At 65.5% G+C, this 20,217-nt stretch carries 19 protein-coding genes; 8 read left to right on the top strand and 11 right to left on the bottom strand.

The features are described 5' to 3' along the window. Positions 1-2: 2 nt before the first annotated feature. From ACLB1G_RS16760 to mpl, 9 genes are all read right to left on the bottom strand, one after another. Entirely contained in the window at positions 3-1,733 is a 1,731-nt protein-coding gene (locus ACLB1G_RS16760; RefSeq protein WP_491628371.1) for an ABC transporter permease, read from the bottom strand. A 155-nt stretch (positions 1,734-1,888) separates the two neighbouring features. After that, complete coding sequence (gene corA, locus ACLB1G_RS16755; protein WP_491628370.1) at positions 1,889-2,857, bottom strand: magnesium/cobalt transporter CorA; 969 nt, start codon at positions 2,855-2,857, stop codon at positions 1,889-1,891. Positions 2,858-3,083: 226 nt separating this feature from the next. Beyond that, positions 3,084-3,800 carry a monofunctional biosynthetic peptidoglycan transglycosylase gene (gene mtgA / locus ACLB1G_RS16750; protein ID WP_491628369.1) on the bottom strand — a complete coding sequence of 239 codons (717 nt, stop codon included), beginning with the start codon at positions 3,798-3,800 and terminating at the stop codon, positions 3,084-3,086. After that, positions 3,797-4,618: a shikimate dehydrogenase gene (aroE, locus tag ACLB1G_RS16745; protein WP_491628368.1), complete on the bottom strand. Its 822-nt coding sequence runs from the start codon at positions 4,616-4,618 to the stop codon at positions 3,797-3,799. Before aroE ends, mtgA begins: the two co-directional genes overlap by 4 nt. After that, positions 4,615-5,499: a TonB C-terminal domain-containing protein gene (locus ACLB1G_RS16740; protein WP_491628367.1), complete on the bottom strand. Its 885-nt coding sequence runs from the start codon at positions 5,497-5,499 to the stop codon at positions 4,615-4,617. The genes aroE and ACLB1G_RS16740 overlap by 4 nt, the downstream gene beginning before the upstream one ends. 66 nt (positions 5,500-5,565) lie before the next feature. Continuing rightward, a complete protein-coding gene (locus ACLB1G_RS16735) occupies positions 5,566-7,632 on the bottom strand; it encodes a ribonuclease catalytic domain-containing protein (protein WP_491628366.1) in 2,067 nt (688 codons plus the stop codon). 2 nt (positions 7,633-7,634) lie between these two features. Then, positions 7,635-8,261, bottom strand: coding sequence for a chorismate--pyruvate lyase family protein (locus ACLB1G_RS16730; RefSeq protein ID WP_491628365.1), 627 nt, complete (start codon positions 8,259-8,261; stop codon positions 7,635-7,637). Further along, on the bottom strand, positions 8,258-8,836 hold the full coding sequence (locus ACLB1G_RS16725) for a YqiA/YcfP family alpha/beta fold hydrolase (RefSeq protein WP_491628364.1): 579 nt from the start codon (positions 8,834-8,836) through the stop codon (positions 8,258-8,260). Before ACLB1G_RS16725 ends, ACLB1G_RS16730 begins: the two co-directional genes overlap by 4 nt. Next, a complete protein-coding gene (gene mpl / locus ACLB1G_RS16720) occupies positions 8,833-10,200 on the bottom strand; it encodes a UDP-N-acetylmuramate:L-alanyl-gamma-D-glutamyl-meso-diaminopimelate ligase (RefSeq protein ID WP_491628363.1) in 1,368 nt (455 codons plus the stop codon). The genes ACLB1G_RS16725 and mpl overlap by 4 nt, the downstream gene beginning before the upstream one ends. A 95-nt stretch (positions 10,201-10,295) precedes the next feature. Here mpl and ACLB1G_RS16715 point away from each other — a divergent pair, with 95 nt between their 5' ends. The 8 genes from ACLB1G_RS16715 to ACLB1G_RS16680 all read left to right on the top strand — a co-directional run bounded on the left by ACLB1G_RS16715 (position 10,296) and on the right by ACLB1G_RS16680 (position 17,624). After that, entirely contained in the window at positions 10,296-10,925 is a 630-nt protein-coding gene (locus ACLB1G_RS16715; protein WP_491628362.1) for a hypothetical protein, read from the top strand. Further along, positions 10,918-11,466, top strand: a complete 549-nt coding sequence (locus ACLB1G_RS16710; RefSeq protein ID WP_491628361.1) for a TlpA family protein disulfide reductase — start codon at positions 10,918-10,920, stop codon at positions 11,464-11,466. Before ACLB1G_RS16715 ends, ACLB1G_RS16710 begins: the two co-directional genes overlap by 8 nt. 86 nt (positions 11,467-11,552) lie before the next feature. Continuing rightward, on the top strand, positions 11,553-11,990 hold the full coding sequence (gene aroQ / locus ACLB1G_RS16705; protein ID WP_491628360.1) for a type II 3-dehydroquinate dehydratase: 438 nt from the start codon (positions 11,553-11,555) through the stop codon (positions 11,988-11,990). An 82-nt stretch (positions 11,991-12,072) separates the two neighbouring features. Beyond that, positions 12,073-12,546, top strand: a complete 474-nt coding sequence (gene accB, locus ACLB1G_RS16700) for an acetyl-CoA carboxylase biotin carboxyl carrier protein (protein ID WP_491628359.1) — start codon at positions 12,073-12,075, stop codon at positions 12,544-12,546. 105 nt (positions 12,547-12,651) lie between these two features. Further along, positions 12,652-14,040, top strand: coding sequence for an acetyl-CoA carboxylase biotin carboxylase subunit (accC, locus tag ACLB1G_RS16695; RefSeq protein WP_491628358.1), 1,389 nt, complete (start codon positions 12,652-12,654; stop codon positions 14,038-14,040). A gap of 3 nt (positions 14,041-14,043) precedes the next feature. Next, positions 14,044-14,985 carry a 50S ribosomal protein L11 methyltransferase gene (prmA, locus tag ACLB1G_RS16690; protein WP_491628357.1) on the top strand — a complete coding sequence of 314 codons (942 nt, stop codon included), beginning with the start codon at positions 14,044-14,046 and terminating at the stop codon, positions 14,983-14,985. A gap of 8 nt (positions 14,986-14,993) precedes the next feature. Further along, the gene (locus tag ACLB1G_RS16685) at positions 14,994-16,676 is read left to right on the top strand and encodes a DUF3426 domain-containing protein (protein WP_491628356.1); all 1,683 of its coding nucleotides are present in this window, start codon (positions 14,994-14,996) and stop codon (positions 16,674-16,676) included. A gap of 9 nt (positions 16,677-16,685) precedes the next feature. Next, the gene (locus ACLB1G_RS16680; RefSeq protein ID WP_491628355.1) at positions 16,686-17,624 is read left to right on the top strand and encodes a carbohydrate kinase family protein; all 939 of its coding nucleotides are present in this window, start codon (positions 16,686-16,688) and stop codon (positions 17,622-17,624) included. A 59-nt stretch (positions 17,625-17,683) separates the two neighbouring features. Here ACLB1G_RS16680 and ACLB1G_RS16675 read toward each other — a convergent pair whose 3' ends face one another. Continuing rightward, on the bottom strand, positions 17,684-18,199 hold the full coding sequence (locus tag ACLB1G_RS16675) for a YggT family protein (protein ID WP_491628562.1): 516 nt from the start codon (positions 18,197-18,199) through the stop codon (positions 17,684-17,686). A 93-nt stretch (positions 18,200-18,292) separates the two neighbouring features. Further along, positions 18,293-19,540 (bottom strand): transcriptional regulator, encoded by a 1,248-nt coding sequence (locus tag ACLB1G_RS16670; protein WP_491628354.1) that lies wholly within the window; start codon positions 19,538-19,540, stop codon positions 18,293-18,295. Positions 19,541-20,217 lie beyond the last annotated feature (677 nt).

Here is a 20,217-nt window from a genome sequence, read left to right as displayed (position 1 = left end):
TCCTAAAAATGCAGCCGGCTTTCGGCCATGATGTACAAACGGCGCCAGACGAAGTGGTTGAAGCCCATCACGAAGATGCACATCACGCCTATGCCCAATGCGATGCGGGGGAAGTCGCCGGCCACCGTCATCTCCTGGATGTAGCTGCCGATACCGTGCGCCTTGAGCGTGGTCGGCCCCCAGCTGACGAATTCGGACACGATGGCGGCGTTCCAGGAACCGCCGCTGGCCGTGATGGCGCCGGTGACGAAGCTGGGGAAGATGGCCGGCAGCAGGTAGCGGCGCCATTTAAGCCAGCCGGTCAGGCCGAAGTTCTTGGCCGCGTGGCGCAATTCGGTCGGGATGGTGGAGGCGCCCGCGATCACGTTGAATAGCAAATACCACTGGGTGCCCAGTATCATCAGCGGCGACAGCCAGATGTCCGGATTGAGGTGGTAGCGCAGTATCAGCAGCACCGCCACCGGGAACACCAGGTTAGCCGGGAAGGCGGCCAGGAACTGGGCCACGGCCTGGGTGCGCGAAGCCCAGCGCGGGTTCATGCCTATCCAGACCCCGACCGGCACCCACACCAGGGAGGCCAGCGCCAGCAGCAGCACCACCCGTATCATGGTGTACACGCCCAGCACCAGCACGTGGCCCACTTCAGCCAGGCCGACTTCGTTGAGGATGAAGTGTCCCAAACTCCACAGGGCGTAGAACACCACGGCCGCGATCACCGCGTCCCATACGCGCTGCGGCAGCAGCGACGGCTGGTCGCGGCGCGCGCGCGGCGAGGTGCCGTCGTGGCCCAGGCGGAACACGGCAATGGAGCGCGACAGCTGGTAGCCGAACCATGCGACGATCTGCTGGGTGCGCTCGGTGCGGCGCAGCCAGGTCAGCAGCCAGGATTGCTGAGCCGTGTCGCTGCCGGTTTCCTCGAAGCGGAACTTGTCGGCCCAGGCCAGCAGCGGGCGGAAGAACAGCTGGTCGTACATCAGCACCGCCACCAGCATGGCGGCAATGGCCCAGCCGATGGCGGCCAGGTTGCTTTGCTCGATGGCCAGGGCGATGTAGGAACCGATGCCGGGCAGCTTGATGTTCTGGTTCGAGACCGAGATCGCTTCCGAGGCCACCACGAAGAACCAGCCGCCGGACATGGACATCATCATGTTCCACAGCAGGCCGGGCATGGCGAACGGCAGCTCCAGGCGCCAGAAGCGCTGCCAGCCGGACAGCTGGAACACCCGCGCCGCCTCGGACAATTCGGACGGCACGGTGCGAAAGCCCTGGTAGGCGGAAAACGCCATGTTCCAGGCCTGGGACGTGAAGATGGCGAAGATGGCGGCGCACTCCACTCCCAGGAGGTTGCCGGGAAACAGGGCGATGAAGGCCGTCACCGTGATCGACAAGAAGCCCAGGATGGGAATCGACTGCAGGATGTCCAGCAGCGGCACCAGCACTTTTTCGGCAATGCGGTACTTGGTGGTCAGGGCCGCGAACACACAGCTGAACACCATGGAGGCGCCCAGGGCGATGAACATGCGCAGGGTGGTGCGCAGCAGGTAGTACGGCAGGTAGCCGGGGTCCAGCGACAGCGGCAGCGGCTGGCCCAGCTCATAGGGACGCGCCATCTGCTGGCTGCCGTAGGCCATCAGCACGAAGATGGCCAGGACGATGGGCAGCAAGGCCCAGTCCCAACGGTTACCCCCCGCTTCCACCACCTGGCGCGGGAAAAATTGTCGTTTCTTGGTCATGTCACACCAGGGGAAATGCAGGGAAAAAGATCCGGCCAGTGTACGCGATGTTGGTGACCAGAAAGTGACGCAGCGCGTCATTCTACCGGAGCAGGCTGCCCGGGCGGATTACCAAATGGATAGGTAGGCCCGGCATGCTTGCCGAACCGCCAATGTTACTTCAGCCAGCCGCGCCGGCGGAAGTACCAGAACGGGGCGATCGCGCTGGTGACCATCAGGCCCAGGGCGAAGGGGTAGCCCAGGGCCCAGTCCAGCTCGGGGAACCAGCCGCGGAAGTTCATGCCGTAGATGGAGGCGATCAGGGTGGGCGGCAGGAAGGCCACGCTGGCCACCGAGAAGATCTTGATGATCTTGTTCTGGTTGATGTTGATGAAGCCGACCGTGGCGTCCATCAGGAAGTTGATCTTGTCGAACAGGAAGGAGGTGTGGCCGTCCAGCGATTCGATGTCGCGCAGGATCTGGCGCGCTTCCTCGAACTGTTCATTGTTCAGCAGCCGTCCGCGCATCAAGAAGCTGACCGCGCGCCGGGTGTCCATCATGTTGCGGCGTATGCGGCCGTTCAAGTCTTCCTCGTGGGCGATGGCGTTCAGGGCGGCGGCGGCGTCCTGGTCGGTGAACTCCTTCTGCAGCACGCGCTCGCTCACTTCCTCCAGCGACTGGTAGATGCCTTCCAGCGCATCGGCCGAATACTCGGCGTCGGTGGCGTACAGGTCCAGCAGCACATCCATGTAGTCGGCAATCGAGCCGGGCCGCGAGCGGGCCCGCATGCGCACCAGGCGGAACACGGGCAGGTCGTCGGTGTGCACCGAGAACAGCATCTTGCGGGCCAAAATGAAGGCCACGGTGACGATGCGCGAGGGGCCGTCGTCTTCCTCCAGCAGGAAATCGGTGCGCAGGTGCAGGTCGCCGTTTTCCGCCTCGTAGTAACGGGCCGAGGCTTCGATATCCTTGACTTCATCCTCGCCCGGCAGGATCACGCCGTAGATGGCCTTGACCCAGGCCCGTTCGTCTTCGTTCGGATCGGTCAGATCAACCCAGACCGGGGCGGCCTGTTCCAGGTCCTCGCGGCTATCGATGGGCACCTGGTTGAGCCGGCCATTTTGTAGAACGAAAACATTGATCATAGGCACTCTCAGCCGGCAAAGGTGATGGGACGCGTGGGTGGCACTGCGCTGCGGAGCGTGTCGTGCCAGCCGCGGCCCGGTAACGGTGCGCTGCACGAAAACAGCGCAAGTGTACCCGCAAAGCCCGGCCGCAAGCCACCCCTGTGGCAAGCTTTTTTACACCAGTGACAGTTTTGCCTGCACGGCGAGGAGCGGCAACGACGCCATGGTCAACTTAAACGTCCTCTCAGGGCAGCTCGGCGGCGTTCATGCGGCGCAGGATCACGGCGGTGCGGCGCGCCAGGTAGTTGGAGTCGCGGTGCTTGTCGAAGAAGCGCGGATTGGGCAGCATCACGGCCAGCCTGGCCGCCTGCGCCGCACCCAGGTTGGCCGCGCTGACCCCGTAATAATGGCGCGCGGCGGCCTCGGCGCCAAAGATGCCGGTGCCGAACTCCACTACGTTGAGGTAGATCTCGAAGATGCGCTCCTTGTCCATCAGCGCTTCCAGCATATAGGTAATGACCAGTTCCTGGCCCTTGCGCACATAGCTGCGCTGGCCGGACAGGAACAAATTCTTGGCCAGCTGCTGCGTGATGGTGGAGCCGCCTGACACCACCTTGTGCTTCTTGGCGTTCTTTTCGTAGGCCTTTTGCATGGCTTCCCAGTCCACCCCCTCGTGCTCGGAGAAGTTGGCATCCTCGGAAGCGATGATGGCGCGCTTGAGGTTGTTGGAAATCCGGTTGTACGGCACCCATTGCTGCTGGATGTTGGCGTTGGGATTTTTCTCGCGCAGGGCGGCTTGCTGCTCGCGCATGAAGCTGGTCATGGATGGGTTATGGTCCACCCACCACCATATCTGCAGCAGGAAATACAGCTGCACGGCCAGCACCAGCAGCAGCGGCAGGCCTATCACCCACTTGAGCCAGCGCCAGCGCCCTCCCCCCTTGCGCGCCGCCGCTTTCATAGCGCGGCCCGCAGCCGCTGCAGCACCTCGGCCGTGGCCGGATGCACGCCGCGCCACACGGCGTAGGCCTCGGCCGCCTGCTCGACCAGCATGCCCAGGCCATCGCGCACCAGGGCGCCGTGGCCGGCGGCAAAGCGCATGAAGACGGTGGGCTCTTTGCCATACATCATGTCCAGCGCCAGCGCACCCGGGGCGAACACGGACGGCGCCACCGGCGGCAGGTCGGCCGCCAGGCTGGCCGAGGTGGCGTTGATGACGATGTCGTACGCGCCCTCGATGTCCGCATAGCCGCAGCCGGACACCACGCCGGCCCCGCCCAGGGCCGCGAATTGTTCGGCCAGCGCCAGCGCCGTGGCCACGGTGCGGTTGGCGATCACCAGCTGGGCCGGACGGTGTTCCAGTATCGGCAGCACCACGCCGCGCGCCGCGCCGCCCGCGCCCAGCAGCAGCACCCGGCGTCCCGTGATGGGCACGCCGGCATTGTTGACGATGTCGGCCACCAGCCCGGCGCCGTCCGTGTTGTCGCCTATGATGCCTTCCTCGCTGAACACCAGGGTGTTGACGGCGCCGGCGGCGCGGGCCCGTATGGTCAGGGCCTGGGCCAGCTTGACCGCCTCCAGCTTGAAGGGCACGGTGACGTTGGCGCCCTTGCCGCCCTCGGCAATGAAGGCCTGCACGGCGGCGGCAAAGCCGTCCAGCGGCGCCAGCCGTTTTTCATAGGCCAGGTCGTGGCCGGTCTGGGCCGCGTAGGCCGCGTGGATGTCGGGGGATTTGCTGTGGGCAATCGGATTGCCGAAGACGCAGTATCGGTCGGTCATGGTGCTCCGCCACTCAGGTTGGCTTCCATCTTGTCGTCACGGGTGAATTTGAAACGGGTGATAATCACCCACAGGTCATCCTTGTCATTGGACAGCATCTTGGGCGGGAAACGCCCGAACGGTGCCGCACGCCGCACGATGTCCAGCGCCTTGGCGTCCAGGGTCGGGTTGCCGGAGCTGCGCTCCACGCGCGGGCCGCCATCCTTCATGTAGATGGTGCCGTCCTGGAACACCGGGATGTAGACCACCAGCTCGCCGTACAGCTTGCGCCCGTTCACCTGAGGGAAGTTGAGGGTGCCGATATCCTCGATGCGCTTCTGCATGGTCTTGTAATAGTCGGCATAGCCGACTTCGCGCGTGCTGGGCGTGATGTAGGTCTTTTTGGGACGCTTGTTCTGGTCTTCGATGGTCTCGCTGATCTCGGCCGTCATGCGGGCAATGGCCTTGCTGGTTTCCAGCAAGTCGGCGCCGCGCGCCAGCGGATCGGGCTTGTTCTGCTCGGTGACCGGCGGCGCCGCGAACGGCGACTGGGTGGCCTGGGTCAGCAGATTCTTCTGACGCTCCTCCAGCTCGGCGATGCGGCGCCGCGCGGCCTTGACGCTGTCGCCGGTCTCCATCCTGCGCAGGTCGGGCAGCGGCGATTTGGCGCGGCCCTGGTCGGCGTGGCCGCCGCCATCCAGGTTGGCCTGGGCCAGGGCCTCGGCCTTGAGCGGGGCGCGCTGGTGCTTGGCGTTCACCAGTATCACTTCCAGCCCGGGATCGGTGGGCTGCACCGGCGCCGGCACCGGCGCCACGAAGTGCAGCGCCAGCAGGACGCCGTGCGCCAGCAGGGAAATGCCGGTGGCCAGCACCAGCAGGCTGTGTTGTTGGAGTGACTTCACGCGTGAGCAGGGTTACGTCGGACAGTGGCCGATTTTACGTCAAAGCAAGCACACTGCCCCGGTTTTTTACTCCGCCGAGGGCTGTGCTCCGGTGTCCGGCGCGTCGGCCGCGGTGTCCGCTGCCGCGGCATCGCCAGCTTCGGCCGCCGCTTCCGCGCCGGCTTCCTCGGCAGCGGCCGGGTCACCCTCCTCGTCCTCGTAGTCCAGGTCCACATCTTCGGCGGGAGCGCCGGCGGCCGGTATCTCCAGCAGGCGGGTCTCGATGCTGAGGTCGACCTCATCCCAGCGCAGCACGTCCAGCCTGACCTGGGCGCCGCGCGCCACCTGGGGCATGCCCGGCAGGCGGATGATGAGGGGAATGTCGGCCAGGCGCAGCACCTCGTCCTTGAGCACCACGGCGTCCACCTGGCGCGCGCTTTCCTGGCCCAGCCAGCGCAGGCACCAGTAGCGTTCCATGTTGGACTGGAAGTCGGCGTAGGCGCCGTAGGCGGCGTCGAACTGCGACACGATGGCGAACAGGTTGGCGTCCTTGTGCTTGAACGGCGCCACCAGCGGGGCCGTGACGCCGTTGGCGGCGCAGGCCAGGATTTGCCACTGGTTGACCAGGTCGGTATAGCGGCGCAGCGGCGAGGTGCTCCAGGCGTACTGGTCCACGCCCAGGCCCTGGTGCGGCGCCGCGTGGGTCAGCATGCGCACCTGCATCTTGGCGGCCCAGCCGCCCACGCCCTGGCCCTGGCTGCGGTATATGCCGGGCACGCCGTGGTCGTGCATCAGCTTGCCCCAGGTGCTGTTGGCAAAGATCATCAGTTCGGCCACGATCTTGTCCAGCGGCGCGCCGCGCTTGCGGCGGCTGATGGTGACCACGCCATTCTCGACGTAGAAGTTGAAGTCCACACGGTTGTTCTGCTCCGGCTTGAGGCCGAAGGCTTCGCGCTTGACCATGCGGCCCTGCTCCAGCACCTGGGCCCATTGCCACAGCAGGCGCAGGTCTTCCTTGTGGGCATACTCGCCCGCGCCGCTAGCCAGGGTGTCCTCGTTGACCAGCTCGTCCAGGTCGTTATGGCGCAGGTTGCTGGCGATGGGCACCAGCTCGGCGCGGGTTTCGGTGGAGAGCACGCTCCAGTCGGCCGTGTCCAGGGTGGCGTACAGCGACAGCGCCGGGCAGGTCTTGTCCTCGGCCAGGGTGTAGGCTTCCACGATGGCGTCCGGCAGCATGGTGATTTTGTCGCCCGGCATGTAGACGGTGGACATGCGGGCGCGCGCGATCTTGTCCACGGCGTCGTCCGGCTTGATGCCCAGTCCGGGAGCGGCGATGTGGATGCCTATCCTGACCTTGCCGCCGTCCAGGGGGGTGATGGAGAAGGCGTCGTCGATCTCGGTGGTGGTGACGTCGTCGATGGAGAAGGCGGCCACATCGGCGGTCGGCAGGCCGGCCGGCGGCTGCGGTACAGCCACGTCCGGGAAACCGGCGCCACGCGGGAATTGCTCGAACAGGAAGCGGCTCATGTGCAGCTGGTAAGGCGAGGCCAGGCCGCCGGTGGCCAGCATCAGGCGCGGTGCGGTGGTGTGCAGCTCGTCGCAGGCCGCTTCCAGCGCCTTGTATTCGATGGAATTCTTGTCCGGCTTGAACAGCAGCTGCTGCACGATGGGCTGCATCGCCTCCGGCAGGCGGCCGGCCTTGAGTTCCTCGACGTACTGGGCCTGGATGATGGCTTGCTGCATTTTCTTTTCAATGCCGGCCTGGGCCGCGCGCAGCGATTGCTCGGGCGCGGCTTTGTAGCGGCCACGGCCCTTCTTGTAGAAATAGATGGGCGCCGAATGCAGGCTCAGTATCAGGCCGGCCGCTTCCGACGGCAGCGGCGCGTGGCCGAAGTATTCCGCGCCCAGCTCGGCAAAACCAAACTCCTCCTCGCCAGCCACTTCCCACAGGAAGTCCAGGTCGATATCGGCCGAGACCGCCTTGGCCTCGTCCATCAGCACGGCCGGGGCGGGCTTCTCGAACTGCAGCAGCACGTCCTTGGCTTTCACCTTGGTGCGCTTGCCGCTCGCCATTTCCACCTGATACGCCTCGCCGGCCTGGGACAGGACGGTGCCGACCTTGAAATCGCCGGATTCTTCAAAAAATAGATTCATTGCTAGCTTAGCTTGGTTATTGTGTTCGTTATTGTGTTCGTACTCGTCGGTCGCAGCGCCAGCACGCCGGGCAGGAATACCTCGGTCACCAGCAGGCTGCCGCGCCGGCGCCGGTACAGGCAGCGCCGCGCATATAATAGTCGGTCAGGCGCCGCCATCCCCGCTGCCAGGTCCAGCGCAGCCCGGGCCCGCTGCGCCAGCGGATGGCCGGGCCGCAATACGGCGTATTCCAGTTCCGCCCGCCGCACCAGCGGATCGCCAAACAGGGTGCTGCCCAGCGAGCGCTCGCCCAGGGTGCTGAATAGCGGCCAGTCGGACGCCGTGGCCGCCATCGGCACCACCGTGTGGGCGTACACCACGGGCGTATTATCACATCTCAGCAGCACTTCCCTCTCCCACACCCGGCCCGGCCGCCCCAGCCCGATGGCCGCGCTCTCATCCGGCAGGCTGAGGGCGACACGCTGGTACAGCCGCTGCACGCGGAATTGCGTGCTGTGCGCCTTGAGCCGCGCGGTCAGCGAGCCGCCGCTTTGCAGCCAGGCGCGCCACTCCGGCGCCACGCTGGCCGGATTCAGGTGGGCCTGCCACAGCGCCCGCCGCAGGGAGGCCGGCCGGGAGCCGCCCATCATCGGCCGGTCCCGATGCCGCAGAATGCCAGCACCGTGTCCACGTATTGAGCGAATTCCGATACCGCATGGTCGCTGCCCTCGATGATGTGCTGGCGCGCGCCCTGGTAATGGGCCACCATGTCGCGGTAGTCCAGCACTTCGTCGCCGGTGGCGGCAATCAGGAAATAGCGTTCCGGACGAGTGATCTCCGGCACTTCCAGTGCACGCAGCTCATCCAGGTACTCCTGCTTGAATTCGAACGGCTCATCGGAATGAAACTGGGTGCTCACGCCCACGTATTTGCCGAGATCCAGGTTCGGCACCACGGCCGGATTGACCAGCACGGCGCGGCAGCCCAGCCGCTCGGCCAGCCAGGTGGCGTAAAAGCCGCCCAGCGAGGAACCGACCACGCTCAGCTCATCGGCCGGAATGCCGTCCACCAGCGACAGGCACAATGCGATTGCTTCCTTGGGCGAGGCCGGCAGCTGCGGGCTGAGGATCCGGTCCGCCAGCCCAAGCTCGGCCATGCGCGCCACCATCAGGCGCGACTTCATGGACGCGGGCGAGGACCGGAAGCCGTGCAGATAGAGGATCATGGGGCCAGCGCTTCCAGCAATTTCTGGTGGACGCCGCCGAAGCCGCCGTTGCTCATCACGATGATGTGGTCGCCCGGCTTGGCGGCCCCGGCCACGGCGCGCACCAGCGCATCGAGGTCGTCGAAGGCGGCGGCGCGCTCGCCCAGCGGCGCCAGCGCCTGGCCCAGGCTCCAGCCCAGGGCCTGTTCGCTGCCGTAGCCGAACACCAGGTCGGCATCCTTGAGGCTGCCCGGCAGAGCATCCTTCATGGCGCCCAGCTTCATGGTATTGGAGCGCGGCTCCAGCACGGCCAGGATGCGGGCGCTTGCGCCCTGCTTCTGGCGCAGGCCGCCCACGGTGGTGGCAATCGCGGTGGGGTGGTGGGCGAAATCGTCGTACACCGTAATATTGTTGACCACGCCGCGCACTTCCATGCGGCGCTTGACGTTCTGGAACCCGGCCAGCGCTGCGGCCGCCTGGGCCGGCGGCACGCCGACGTGGCGGGCGGCGGCAATGGCGGCCAGGGCATTGGCTCGGTTGTGGGCGCCGCTCAGTTCCCAGCGCACCGTGCCCACGGCTTCACCTTTGAACAGCACGTCGAAGCTGCCGCCATCGTGCTCGATCAAGCCCCAATCGGCGCCCGGCTTGCGGCCGAAGCCTTCCTGCTCGCTCCAGCAGCCGCGCTGCAGCACGCGCTCCAGCGCAGGCTCGTCGGCATTGTGGATGATGCGTCCTATGCCGGGGACGGTGCGCACCAGGTGGTGGAATTGGGTTTCGATGGCGCCCAGATCGGGGAAGATGTCGGCGTGATCGTATTCCAGGTTGTTCAGCACGGCGGTCTTGGCATGGTAGTGCACGAACTTGCTGCGCTTGTCGAAGAAAGCGGTGTCGTACTCGTCGGCCTCGACCACGAAGAAGATGGAGTCCCGGTCGCCGCGCAGGCGCGCCGAGACGCCGAAGTTGAGCGGCACGCCGCCGATCAGGAAACCGGGCGCGTAGCCGGCGTCTTCCAGTATCCAGGCCAGCATGGACGAGGTGGTGGTCTTGCCGTGCGTGCCGGCCACGGCCAGCACCCACTTGTCGCGCAGGATGTGCTCGCCCATCCACTGCGGGCCGGACACATAGGGCAGGCCGCGGTTGAGGATTTCCTCCATCAGCGCATTGCCGCGCTTGACCACATTGCCGATCACATACAGGTCGGGCTGCAGTGCTATCTGCTCGGGGCCGTAGCCCTGGATCAGATCGATGCCCTGGGCCTGCAGCTGGGTGCTCATGGGCGGGTAGACATTGGCGTCGCAGCCGGTGACCCGGTGCCCCGCTTCCTTGGCCAGCACGGCCAGGCCGCCCATGAAAGTGCCGCAGATACCTAATATATGAATGTGCATATCGTTCGTGGTGATAACAAGGCCGCGCCGGGCCCGAAACACAGGATTTTACCCGACGCCGGAGGGTCGGACGCTGTTGGAGTATCATCCTGCTCATGACGCCTCCCCCAAACGATGATGCCAGCCTGCTGCGCGCCGAGATCGCCGCGGCCGCCGCGCGCCTGATCGCCCAGGATGGCGCCGACTACAACACTGCCAAGCGCAAGGCGGCACGCCAGATCCTGGGCGACGGCAACAGCCACATCAACCTGTTGCCGGACAACGCACAGATCGAGGCCGAACTGCGCCTGTACCAGTCGCTGTTCCACGCCGATACCCAGCCGGCCCGCTTGTTCCGCCTGCGCACCCTGGCGCTGGACGTGATGGAAGGCCTGGCCGAGTTCCACCCCTTCCTGACCGGCGCCGTGCTGAACGGCACCGCCGGTCCGCATGACGACATCCACCTGCAGCTGTTTGCCGATTCGGCCAAGGAAGTCGAAATCTTCCTGCTGAACCGCAACGTGCAGCTGGAAATCTCGGAAAGCCCGCACTTCAAGGGGCCGCGCTACGATCCGGTCGAGACGGTCAGCTTCCTGTGGCACAAGGAAGGCGTGCACGCGGCCATCTATGAGAAAGACGATCTGCGCGGCGCCCTCAAGGCCCGCGACGGCAAGACCGTGCGCGCCGACCTGGCCGGCGTGCGCGCCCTATTAATCAGCACTACCCACGAACCCCACCATGAATAAAAAGCATCTGGCGGTGTACGGCGTGTTTGCCGCGCTGTTTGCCGCTGCCGGCGCCTATGTCGGCCTGAAACAGGACTACCCCGCCCCGCCCATCACCAATACGGTCCCTCCCGGTATCACCGGTCCCGTATCCGAACTATATAAATTGTCGCTGCCCGACGCCAAGGGCGCCACCCAGGCCCTGGCCCAGTACAAGGGCAAGGCCATGCTGGTCAATTTCTGGGCGCCGTGGTGCGGTCCCTGCGTGCAGGAGATGCCGGAGCTGTCCGCCCTGGCCTCCGGAGAAGCAGGCAAGAAGCTGCAAGTTATCGGTATCGGCATCGACAGCCCTTCGAATATCGCGGAATTTAACGACAAATACAAGATCAGCTACCCGGTCTTCGTGGCCGGCATGAGCGGCACCGACCTGTCGCGCCAGTTCGGCAACGCGGCCGGCGGTCTGCCGTACACGGTGCTGATCGGCGCCGATGGCCAGGTCAAGAAGACTTACCTGGGCCGCCTGAAATTCGATGAATTGAAGGCTGACCTGGCAACTCTGTAGTCCTCCCGTTAAGTTTTATTTCACTTGCCAATGCAGGCCAGTTGGCGGCAAAATGCGGAACTTTCGAGGAAAAGGTCTAAAAAAACATGGCAACACACATCCTGCTGCTCAACGGTCCCAACCTGAATTTGCTGGGAACCCGGGAGCCCGAGGTGTACGGCGCCACGACCTTGGCCGACGTCGAACAGGCCGCGCTGGCGCAAGCGCAGGCGGCCGGTGCGACTTTGTCTTGCTTTCAGAGCAACCATGAAGGTGCGCTGATCGACCGCATCCATGCCGCCCGCACCGAGGGTGTGGACGCGATCGTCATCAATCCTGGCGGCCTCACCCACACCAGCGTCGCCTTGCGCGACGCCCTGGCCGGTGTCGCCATCCCCTTCGTGGAAGTGCATATTTCGAATATTTACAAGCGCGAAGACTTCCGCCACCACTCGTTCCTGAGCGCTATCGCGCTCGGCACGATCTGCGGGCTGGGCGTGGACGGATATCGCTTTGCCATCGACTTTGTTATTAAAAAGCGATAATCTACGCGATCTGCGCGCATTTTAGCGCGGCTGCGCCCTAGGGCGGCACCGCAACCGACAACAAGATACTCCTGGGGGTTACATGGATCTACGCAAGCTGAAGACCTTGATCGACTTGGTCGCTGAATCCGACATCGCCGAACTGGAAGTGACCGAGGGCGAAAGCAAGGTTCGCATCGTCAAATCCTCCGCGCTGCCGCAAAACCAAGTCATGATGCTGCCCTCGCAGGGTGTGCCGCAATACGTGGCCCCGGCCGCTCCGGCCGCCGCTCCCGTGGCCGCCCCGGGGGCCCCCTCCCCGGTGGCCGCCGCCGAACCCACCGGCCATGTGGTCAAGTCGCCCATGGTGGGCACCTTCTACCGCTCCTCGGCGCCGGGCGCCGCCGCCTTCGTCGAAGTCGGCCAGAGCGTCAAGGAAGGCGACACCCTGTGCATCATCGAAGCCATGAAGCTGCTGAACGAAATCGACGCCGACAAGTCCGGCACCATCACCCAGATCCTGGTCGAGAACGGCCAGCCGGTCGAATTCGGCCAACCGTTGTTTGTGATAGGCTAAGTCCGCACCGCGCCCCGGTCCTCGGGGCGCTCCCGGCTAGTCCCCATCCCCTCCTCTCCATGGCCTGCCGGCGCGCCGGCGATCACAGAACTACGCGAACCTATCATGTTTGAAAAAATCCTCATTGCCAACCGCGGTGAAATCGCCCTCCGCATCCAGCGCGCCTGCCGCGAAATGGGCATCCGGACCGTGGTGGTCCACTCGGAAGCGGACAAGGACGCCAAGTACGTCAAGCTGGCCGACGAATCGGTCTGCATCGGCCCGGCCGCGTCTTCGCTGAGCTACCTGAACATGCCGGCCATCATCAGCGCGGCCGAAGTGACGGACGCCGAAGCGATCCACCCCGGCTATGGCTTCCTGTCGGAAAACGCCGACTTCGCCGAACGGGTGGAAAAATCCGGCTTCGTGTTCATCGGCCCCCGTTCCGATTCGATCCGCCTGATGGGCGACAAGGTCTCGGCCAAGCAGGCCATGATCAAGGCCGGCGTGCCCTGCGTGCCCGGCTCGGAAGGCGCGCTGCCGGACGATCCCAAAGCCATCGTGCAAATCGCCCGCAAGATCGGCTATCCGGTCATCATCAAGGCGGCCGGCGGCGGCGGCGGACGCGGCATGCGCGTGGTGCACACCGAGGCGGCCCTGATCAACGCCGTGGCCATGACCAAGGCCGAAGCCGGCACGGCCTTCGGCAATCCCGAAGTCTATATGGAGAAGTACCTGGAGAATCCGCGCCACGTGGAAATCCAGATCCTGGCCGACGAGCACAAGAACGCGGTCTGGCTGGGCGAGCGCGACTGCTCCATGCAGCGCCGCCACCAGAAAGTCATCGAGGAAGCGCCGGCGCCGGGCATCCCGCGCAAGCTGATCGAGCGCATCGGCGACCGCTGCGCCGAAGCCTGCCGCAAGATCGGCTACCGTGGCGCCGGCACCTTTGAGTTCCTGTACGAAAACGGCGAGTTCTATTTCATTGAAATGAACACCCGCGTGCAGGTGGAACACCCGGTCACCGAAATGATCACCGGCATCGACATCGTGCAGGAACAGATACGCATCGCCTGCGGCGAGAAGCTGCGCTTCCGCCAGCGCGACGTGATGCTGGCCGGCCACGCCATCGAGTGCCGCATCAACGCCGAGGACCCGTTCAAGTTCACCCCCTCGCCCGGCCGCATCACGGCCTGGCACACCCCGGGCGGCCCCGGCGTGCGGGTGGATTCCCATTCCTACGCGGGGTATTATGTGCCACCGCACTATGATTCCATGATCGGCAAGCTGATCGCCTACGGCGCCACCCGCGAGCAGGCCATCCGCCGCATGCAGATCGCGCTGTCGGAAATGGTGGTCGAGGGCATACAGACCAACATCCCGCTGCACCGCGAGCTGATGGTGGACGCCCGCTTCATCGAAGGCGGCACCAATATTCACTACCTGGAGCAGAAGCTGGCCGCCATGCCTGAGCTGCACAAGCTGAGCCTGGGTAACAAAACGGACAAGGCATAAGTCATGAGCTGGACTGAAATCGTCATCGAAGTCGCGCGCGAACACGCCGAGGCCCTGTCGGACGCCCTGATGGACGTGGGCGCCCTGTCGGTCTCGGTGGAAGACGCCGACGAAGGCACGGACGCGGAAAAGCCGCTGTTCGGCGAACCGGGCATGGAACCCAAGGAAGCCGCGTGGGACCACAGCCGCGTGGTGGCCCTCACCGATGACGAGACCGACCAGGCCGTCATCGTGGCGGCCGCCGCCGGCCAGATCGGCCTGGCCACCCTGCCGCGCTTCACGCTGCGCAAGGTGGAAGAGCAGGACTGGGTGCGCCTGACGCAATCGCAGTTCGCCCCCATCCACATCGGCAAGAACATCTGGGTGGTGCCGAGCTGGCACGAGGCGCCCGATCCGGACGCCCTGATCCTGGAGCTGGACCCCGGCCTGGCCTTCGGCACCGGCAGCCATCCCACCACCCGGCTGTGCATGGAGTGGCTGGAAGCCCATCCGGCGCCCGGCAAGACCGTGCTGGACTACGGCTGCGGTTCCGGCATCCTGGCCATGGTGGCCAGGAAACTGGGCGCCGGCGCCGTGGCCGGCGTGGACATCGACCCGCAAGCCATCGAGTCGGCGGCCGACAATGCCCAGCGCAACCACTGCGAGATAGCCTACTTCCTGCCGGACAGCTTCGCCGCATCGGCCTACGCCGCGCAGAAGTTCGACATCGTGGTGGCCAACATCCTGTCCAGCCCGCTCAAGCTGATGGCGCCCATGCTGTCCGGCCGCGTGGCCGACGGCGGCTCGCTGATCCTGTCCGGCGTGCTGGCGCGCCAGGCCGAGGAAGTGGCGGCCGCCTATGCGCCCTTCATCAAGTTGGGCGTGTGGGCCGAGCAGGATGGCTGGGTTGCCCTGCACGGCACCCTGGGCAGCGACAGCACGCCGCCGGCCCGCGAAGGCGCGTAACGGCTGCGATGGCGCTCGCCACCAAATGCCCCCACTGCAACACGGTATTTCGGGTCGCCCACGACCAGTTGAAATTACGTGGGGGCATAGTGCGCTGCGGCGCCTGCGACGAAGTCTTTGACGGCAATGCGGCGCTGGTCGAGCCGCCGCCGCCCGTCTCCCCTCCCCTCCCCAGCACGGTTCCGCCATTCGACGCCCGCATGGCGGCGCTCGACACGCGCGCTGCCCAGGCCCTGCAGCCGCAGGAAGAAGCGCCGCTCGCGCTGGAACTGGGCGAGCAAGCTCCCGAGGACATCGAAGCGCTGCCGGCGCCGGAATCTTTGGCTGCGTTCGAGGCGCCGCCTGAGCCGAAACCCGAGCCGGAATCCGAGCCGGAATACGGCCCGGAGACCAAGCCCGAACAGGCGCCTTCCAGCTGGCCTTACCCGGCCCCCGGGTCCGAACGGGCGCCCGAACCGCAAGCGGTGGCGGAGGCCACGCCCGCGCCGCCGCCCGCCCCTGAATGGCCGCTGGAGCTGGACCTGGATGTGGACGCCGCGCCGGACCACGGCCCAGCCCTGCAGATCGAGGAAGACACCCCGCCCGCGCTGCCGCCCGCCTCCGCCACGCTGCTGGAGCAGGAGCTGGCCATGGAAGCCGCGCCGCCGTCGGACACCGAACTGGCCGACACGCTGGAAACCGAACTGGCCACGCTCAGCGAAACGGTGGGCCACACGCTGGAGCCGCTGCCCGATGGTTTCCCATCCGACGACGGCGGCCGCCGCGAACCGACCTTCGGCCCGCACCCGGATCAGGCCCGCGACACCCCCGCCACGGATGATGACGACGACGCCGACCTGGCCGCCCTGGTGCAGCTGTCCGGCGCCGGCCAGGATGCCGCCATGCGCGCCGCAGCGGGCGCCGGCCCAGACGGTGCCGCAGGTTCCGCGGGCCCCGCAGCGTCCACCCACTCCGCCGGGTCCGGCGATTCAGGCGCTGGCGCCGGTGACGGCGCCCCAGCCGAGGCGGGTGCTGCCAGCGCAGCCGACCCCGATGTCGCCGCCACCAATGCCGCCGCGCTGCCGCTCAGCCGCAGCGCCCCTGCCGGGGATGACGCTGCCCCGGCGCCTGGCGGCGCCTCGCGCGCGGCATCGTCTGCGCCAGCGGCAGCCGCAGAGGCAGCCCCCGGCGACGAACCCGGCTTCGTCACGCGCGCGCGGCGCCGCCAGCGCTATGGCAAGGCCACCGCCATCGCCATGGGCGCCGGCTCGGTGCTGCTGCTGGCCGCCCTGGGCGGCCAGGTGATAGCAACCTTCCGCAACCCGCTGGCGGCCAGCAGGCCGCAGCTGAAACCTGCCCTGGCCTCGGCCTGCGCGGCACTGGGCTGCAAGATCGAACTGCCGACCCAGATCGACGAAGTGAGCATCGAACAGGGCGAGCTGCAGACCCTGAGCGAGACCACCTTTTCCTTTACCACCCTGCTGCGCAACCAGAGCGGCACGGCGCAGGCCTGGCCGCACATCGAGCTCAAACTCGACGACGCCAGCGACAAGACCATCCTGCGCCGCGTGTTTGCACCGCGCGACTACCTGCCTCCGAATACCACACCGGAACAAGGATTCGCACCGCACAGCGAACAATCTGTCAAACTGTACTTTGAACTGGCCCAGCTCAAGGCTTCCGGCTATCACATTGCCGTCTTCTACCCTTAAACCACTATCATGAACCAGACTTCTTTGATCTGCGGCTCGCTCGCCATGGACATCATCCTGCAATTCCCGGGCCGCTTCGACAGCATCCTGCTGGCCGACCAGCTGCACAAGGTGAACGTGTCCTTCCTGGCGCCGACCATGCGCACCGAATACGGCGGCTGCGCCGGCAACATCGCCTACAACCTCAAGATGCTGGGCGGCGATCCGCGCATCGTGGGCGTGATGGGCCAGGACCACGGCGCCTACTTCGCACGCTTCAAGCAGCTCGGCCTGTCGACCGAAAACATCCTGATCAAGCAGGATGCCTACAACGCCCAGTGCTTCGTCACCGCCGACATCGACAACAACCAGATCAACGCCTTCCACCCGGGCGCCATGTCGTTCGCGCACGAAAACCCGGTGGCCAAGGCAGGTCCGGCGCGGGTCGCCATCATTTCTCCGGACGGCCACCTGGGCATGAAGAAGCATGCCGCCGACCTGGTCGAACTGGGCATCCCCTTCATCTTCGATCCGGGCCAGCAGCTGCCCATGTTCAACGGCCAGGAACTGATAGACTTCATCAACCAGGCCACCTACGTGACCGCCAACGACTACGAGATCGAGCTGCTGATGGACCGTACCGGCCTGACGCTGCCGGACATCGCCAGCCGCCTGGAAGCGCTGATCGTCACCCGCGGCGAACAGGGTTCGGAGATCTACACCGGCGGCCAGCGCATCCTGATCCCGGCCGTGAAGGCGGAAGCGGTGCTGGATCCGACCGGCTGCGGCGACGCCTACCGCGCCGGCCTGCTGTTCGGTATCACCAACGACTGGAAATGGGAAACCACGGGCCGCCTGGCCAGCCTGCTGGGCGCCATCAAGATCGCCAGCAAGGGCGGCCAGAACCACAAGCTGACGGCGCAGCAGATCGCCGACCGCTTCGAACAGGAATTCGGCTACCGCTATTAAATTGCAGCCGCAGCAGCCGCCATGAAAAAAGGCAGACCGCGGTCTGCCTTTTTTGTCGTTCAGCGTCCGCTGAACAGCATGCCCAGCAGCAGTTGGGCGATCTGCAGCAGCACCAGCGCCACCAGCAGCGACAAATCCAGGTTGCCTACCAGCGGCACCACCTTGCGGATGGGACGCAGCAGCGGCTCATTGAGCGCGCGCACGAACGGCGCCAGCGGCGCATGCGGGTTGATCCAGCTGAATACCGCCTCCAGCACCAGCAGCACCATGAAGCCATACAGTATCCACTGCAGGAAACGCTGCAGCGCCATCAGCAGCACCGCCTGCGGCGCCCAGCCGGCCAGCAGCAACACCGAAGTGGCCAGCAGGACGATCAGGAAGGCGCCTATCAGGCTGGCCCAGTCATAGCCTCCCACACCGGGTACGATACGCCGCAACGGGCGCACCAGCCAGTCCGACAGCTGAAAGGTGAACTGCGCCACCGACGACGGAGGACGCACGCGGATGGCCTGCATCCAGAAGCGCAACAGCAGGGCGCCGCCAAGCAGGGTCGCGATGGCGTCGACGATCAACATAACGATACTAAGCACGTGTCCTCTCCAAAAAAAAACCGCTGTGTGATTGTCTCACACAGCGGCTGTTTGCTCGGGCACTCCGGCTATTCAAGCTCAGGAGGGGCGGCTGCTGGTCGGGAACGGCCAGGCGGCTTGCGGAGCCAGGACGGTCTTGGCGGCCGGAGCCGGAGCAGCGGCGGCAGGAGCAGCAGCGGCGGGAGCAGCAGCGGCGGGAGCGGCGGCCGGTTTGGCGGCAGCTTCCTTCTTCGGTGCGGCGGCCTTCTTGGCTGCGGGCTTCTTGGCCGGAGCCGGAGCTGCTGCAGCGGGGGCGGCAGCAGCAGCCGATGCGGCGGCAGGCGCTGCTACCGGAGCGGCGGCAGCTGCTTCAGCGGCAGGCTTGGCTCCCGCCTTGGCGGCGGCTTTTTTGGTGGCCGGTTTCTTGGCGGCTGCCGGCTTTGCTTCTGCCTTGGCGGCCGGTTTGGCGGCTGCAGGTTTGGCTTCGGCCTTGGCGGCAGCCGGCTTAGCTACCGACTTTTTTGCTGCTGGCTTAGCCGCGGCCTTTGCAGCCGGTTTGGCTGCCGTTTTTGCTGCCTTGGCAGCGGGTTTGTCGGCAGCGGCTTTTTTGGCGGCAGGCTTGGCGGCGGCTTTGGCAGCAGGCTTGGCGGCAGCTTTGGCAGCGGGCTTGGCAGCGGCTTTCTTGGCGGCCGGCTTGGCGGCGGCTTTGGTGGCGGTTGCTTTCTTCGCAGCCGGTTTGGCGGCGGCTTTGGCGGCCGGTTTAGCGGCAGCCTTGGCGGTGGTCTTGGCAGCCGGTTTGGCGGCGGCTTTCTTGGCAACCGGTTTGGCGGCGGCTGCTTTCTTGGCTACCGGTTTGGCGGCGGCTTTTGCAGTGGTCTTGGCTGCCGGCTTGGCGGCGGCCTTGGGAGCAGCTGCCTTCTTGGTGGTGGCGGCCTTGGCTGCCGGTTTGGCGGCTGCGGCTTTTTTCGCTACCGGTTTGGCGGCTGCCTTGGCGGTGGTTTTTGCTGCCGGCTTGGCTGCTGCCTTGGGAGCGGCTGCCTTCTTGGCGGTGGCGGTCTTGGCTGCCGGTTTGGCGGCGGCGGCTTTCTTCGCTACCGGTTTGGCGGCTGCGGCTTTGGTGGTGGCTTTTGCGGCAGGTTTTGCGGCAGGTTTGGCGGCGGCGGTTTTCTTCGCTGCTGCCGGTTTGGCGGCGGCCTTGGTGGCGGCCGGTTTGGCGGCGGCTTTGGCAGCCGGTTTGGCGGCGGCTTTCGCTGCAGGCTTGGCGGCAGCGGTTTTCTTAGCGGCGGGAGCGGCCTTGGCGGCTGCTGGTTTCTTTGCTTCAGTCGGTTTCTTAGCGGCGGTAGCCATTATTAGTTCTCCTTCATCTGGGATGGGAAAAATTCACGCACAAGATTGAAAACCCGTCCGGTCCTGCGCAGGACCGGGCGAATTATTCATCGGCGCAAACGCTCCGTTTGCGCTAATGAATTCGGCTCCGGCTGAACTGCTGCAGCTCCTCACGATTGCAGCACTTCAGCCATCCTCGACGACACCCTGCTACAGGCGGCGTCAAAATACAAATCTTGGTACGGCGCTGCGTGGCCGGTCGGGCGTATACTCAGCCGCTGTCGACTCACGTCGTCACCACATCGCTTTCCAACTCAAACAAAAAACCGCCCAGCCTGAAGCCAATCAGGCGAGACGGTCGAGCCAAAACGATGAGGTGTTGTGCATATCCGGTGCGCGAATCTTTATCCCGTTTTACGTTCCTGTCGCATCAGCGCGGGCTCCCGAAAGCTCCATGCACTAACACGCATTTTCAATCTCGTAAAGTACACGAAAACCTTGTCGACGCGCAACCAGCACGATAAAGATTCGCCGGCTTTTTTTGAGCTTACGCTCGCCAACTCACATTACACACGCCGCATCACCAGTGCCGCCGCTGCTGCGCATCCTCCGCCGCGCGCATCACCAACTCATCCAGGTCCACAGACGCGTACCGCATATGCTTCATCGCATTTGAAAGCGGCCCTTGTGCCGCCTGG

The organism is Duganella kummerowiae (genome assembly GCF_053572355.1).
This window is presented reverse-complemented; position numbering and strand designations above follow the sequence as displayed.

Coding starts and splice junctions, on each gene's coding strand:
- ACLB1G_RS16760 (WP_491628371.1), bottom strand. CDS start 1,733: ATGACCAAGAAACGACAATTTTTCCCGCGCCAGGTGGTGGAAGCGGGG.
- corA (WP_491628370.1), bottom strand. CDS start 2,857: ATGATCAATGTTTTCGTTCTACAAAATGGCCGGCTCAACCAGGTGCCC.
- mtgA (WP_491628369.1), bottom strand. CDS start 3,800: ATGAAAGCGGCGGCGCGCAAGGGGGGAGGGCGCTGGCGCTGGCTCAAG.
- aroE (WP_491628368.1), bottom strand. CDS start 4,618: ATGACCGACCGATACTGCGTCTTCGGCAATCCGATTGCCCACAGCAAA.
- ACLB1G_RS16735 (WP_491628366.1), bottom strand. CDS start 7,632: ATGAATCTATTTTTTGAAGAATCCGGCGATTTCAAGGTCGGCACCGTC.
- ACLB1G_RS16730 (WP_491628365.1), bottom strand. CDS start 8,261: ATGATGGGCGGCTCCCGGCCGGCCTCCCTGCGGCGGGCGCTGTGGCAG.
- ACLB1G_RS16725 (WP_491628364.1), bottom strand. CDS start 8,836: ATGATCCTCTATCTGCACGGCTTCCGGTCCTCGCCCGCGTCCATGAAG.
- mpl (WP_491628363.1), bottom strand. CDS start 10,200: ATGCACATTCATATATTAGGTATCTGCGGCACTTTCATGGGCGGCCTG.
- ACLB1G_RS16715 (WP_491628362.1), top strand. CDS start 10,296: ATGACGCCTCCCCCAAACGATGATGCCAGCCTGCTGCGCGCCGAGATC.
- ACLB1G_RS16710 (WP_491628361.1), top strand. CDS start 10,918: ATGAATAAAAAGCATCTGGCGGTGTACGGCGTGTTTGCCGCGCTGTTT.
- aroQ (WP_491628360.1), top strand. CDS start 11,553: ATGGCAACACACATCCTGCTGCTCAACGGTCCCAACCTGAATTTGCTG.
- accB (WP_491628359.1), top strand. CDS start 12,073: ATGGATCTACGCAAGCTGAAGACCTTGATCGACTTGGTCGCTGAATCC.
- accC (WP_491628358.1), top strand. CDS start 12,652: ATGTTTGAAAAAATCCTCATTGCCAACCGCGGTGAAATCGCCCTCCGC.
- prmA (WP_491628357.1), top strand. CDS start 14,044: ATGAGCTGGACTGAAATCGTCATCGAAGTCGCGCGCGAACACGCCGAG.
- ACLB1G_RS16685 (WP_491628356.1), top strand. CDS start 14,994: ATGGCGCTCGCCACCAAATGCCCCCACTGCAACACGGTATTTCGGGTC.
- ACLB1G_RS16680 (WP_491628355.1), top strand. CDS start 16,686: ATGAACCAGACTTCTTTGATCTGCGGCTCGCTCGCCATGGACATCATC.
- ACLB1G_RS16675 (WP_491628562.1), bottom strand. CDS start 18,199: ATGTTGATCGTCGACGCCATCGCGACCCTGCTTGGCGGCGCCCTGCTG.
- ACLB1G_RS16670 (WP_491628354.1), bottom strand. CDS start 19,540: ATGGCTACCGCCGCTAAGAAACCGACTGAAGCAAAGAAACCAGCAGCC.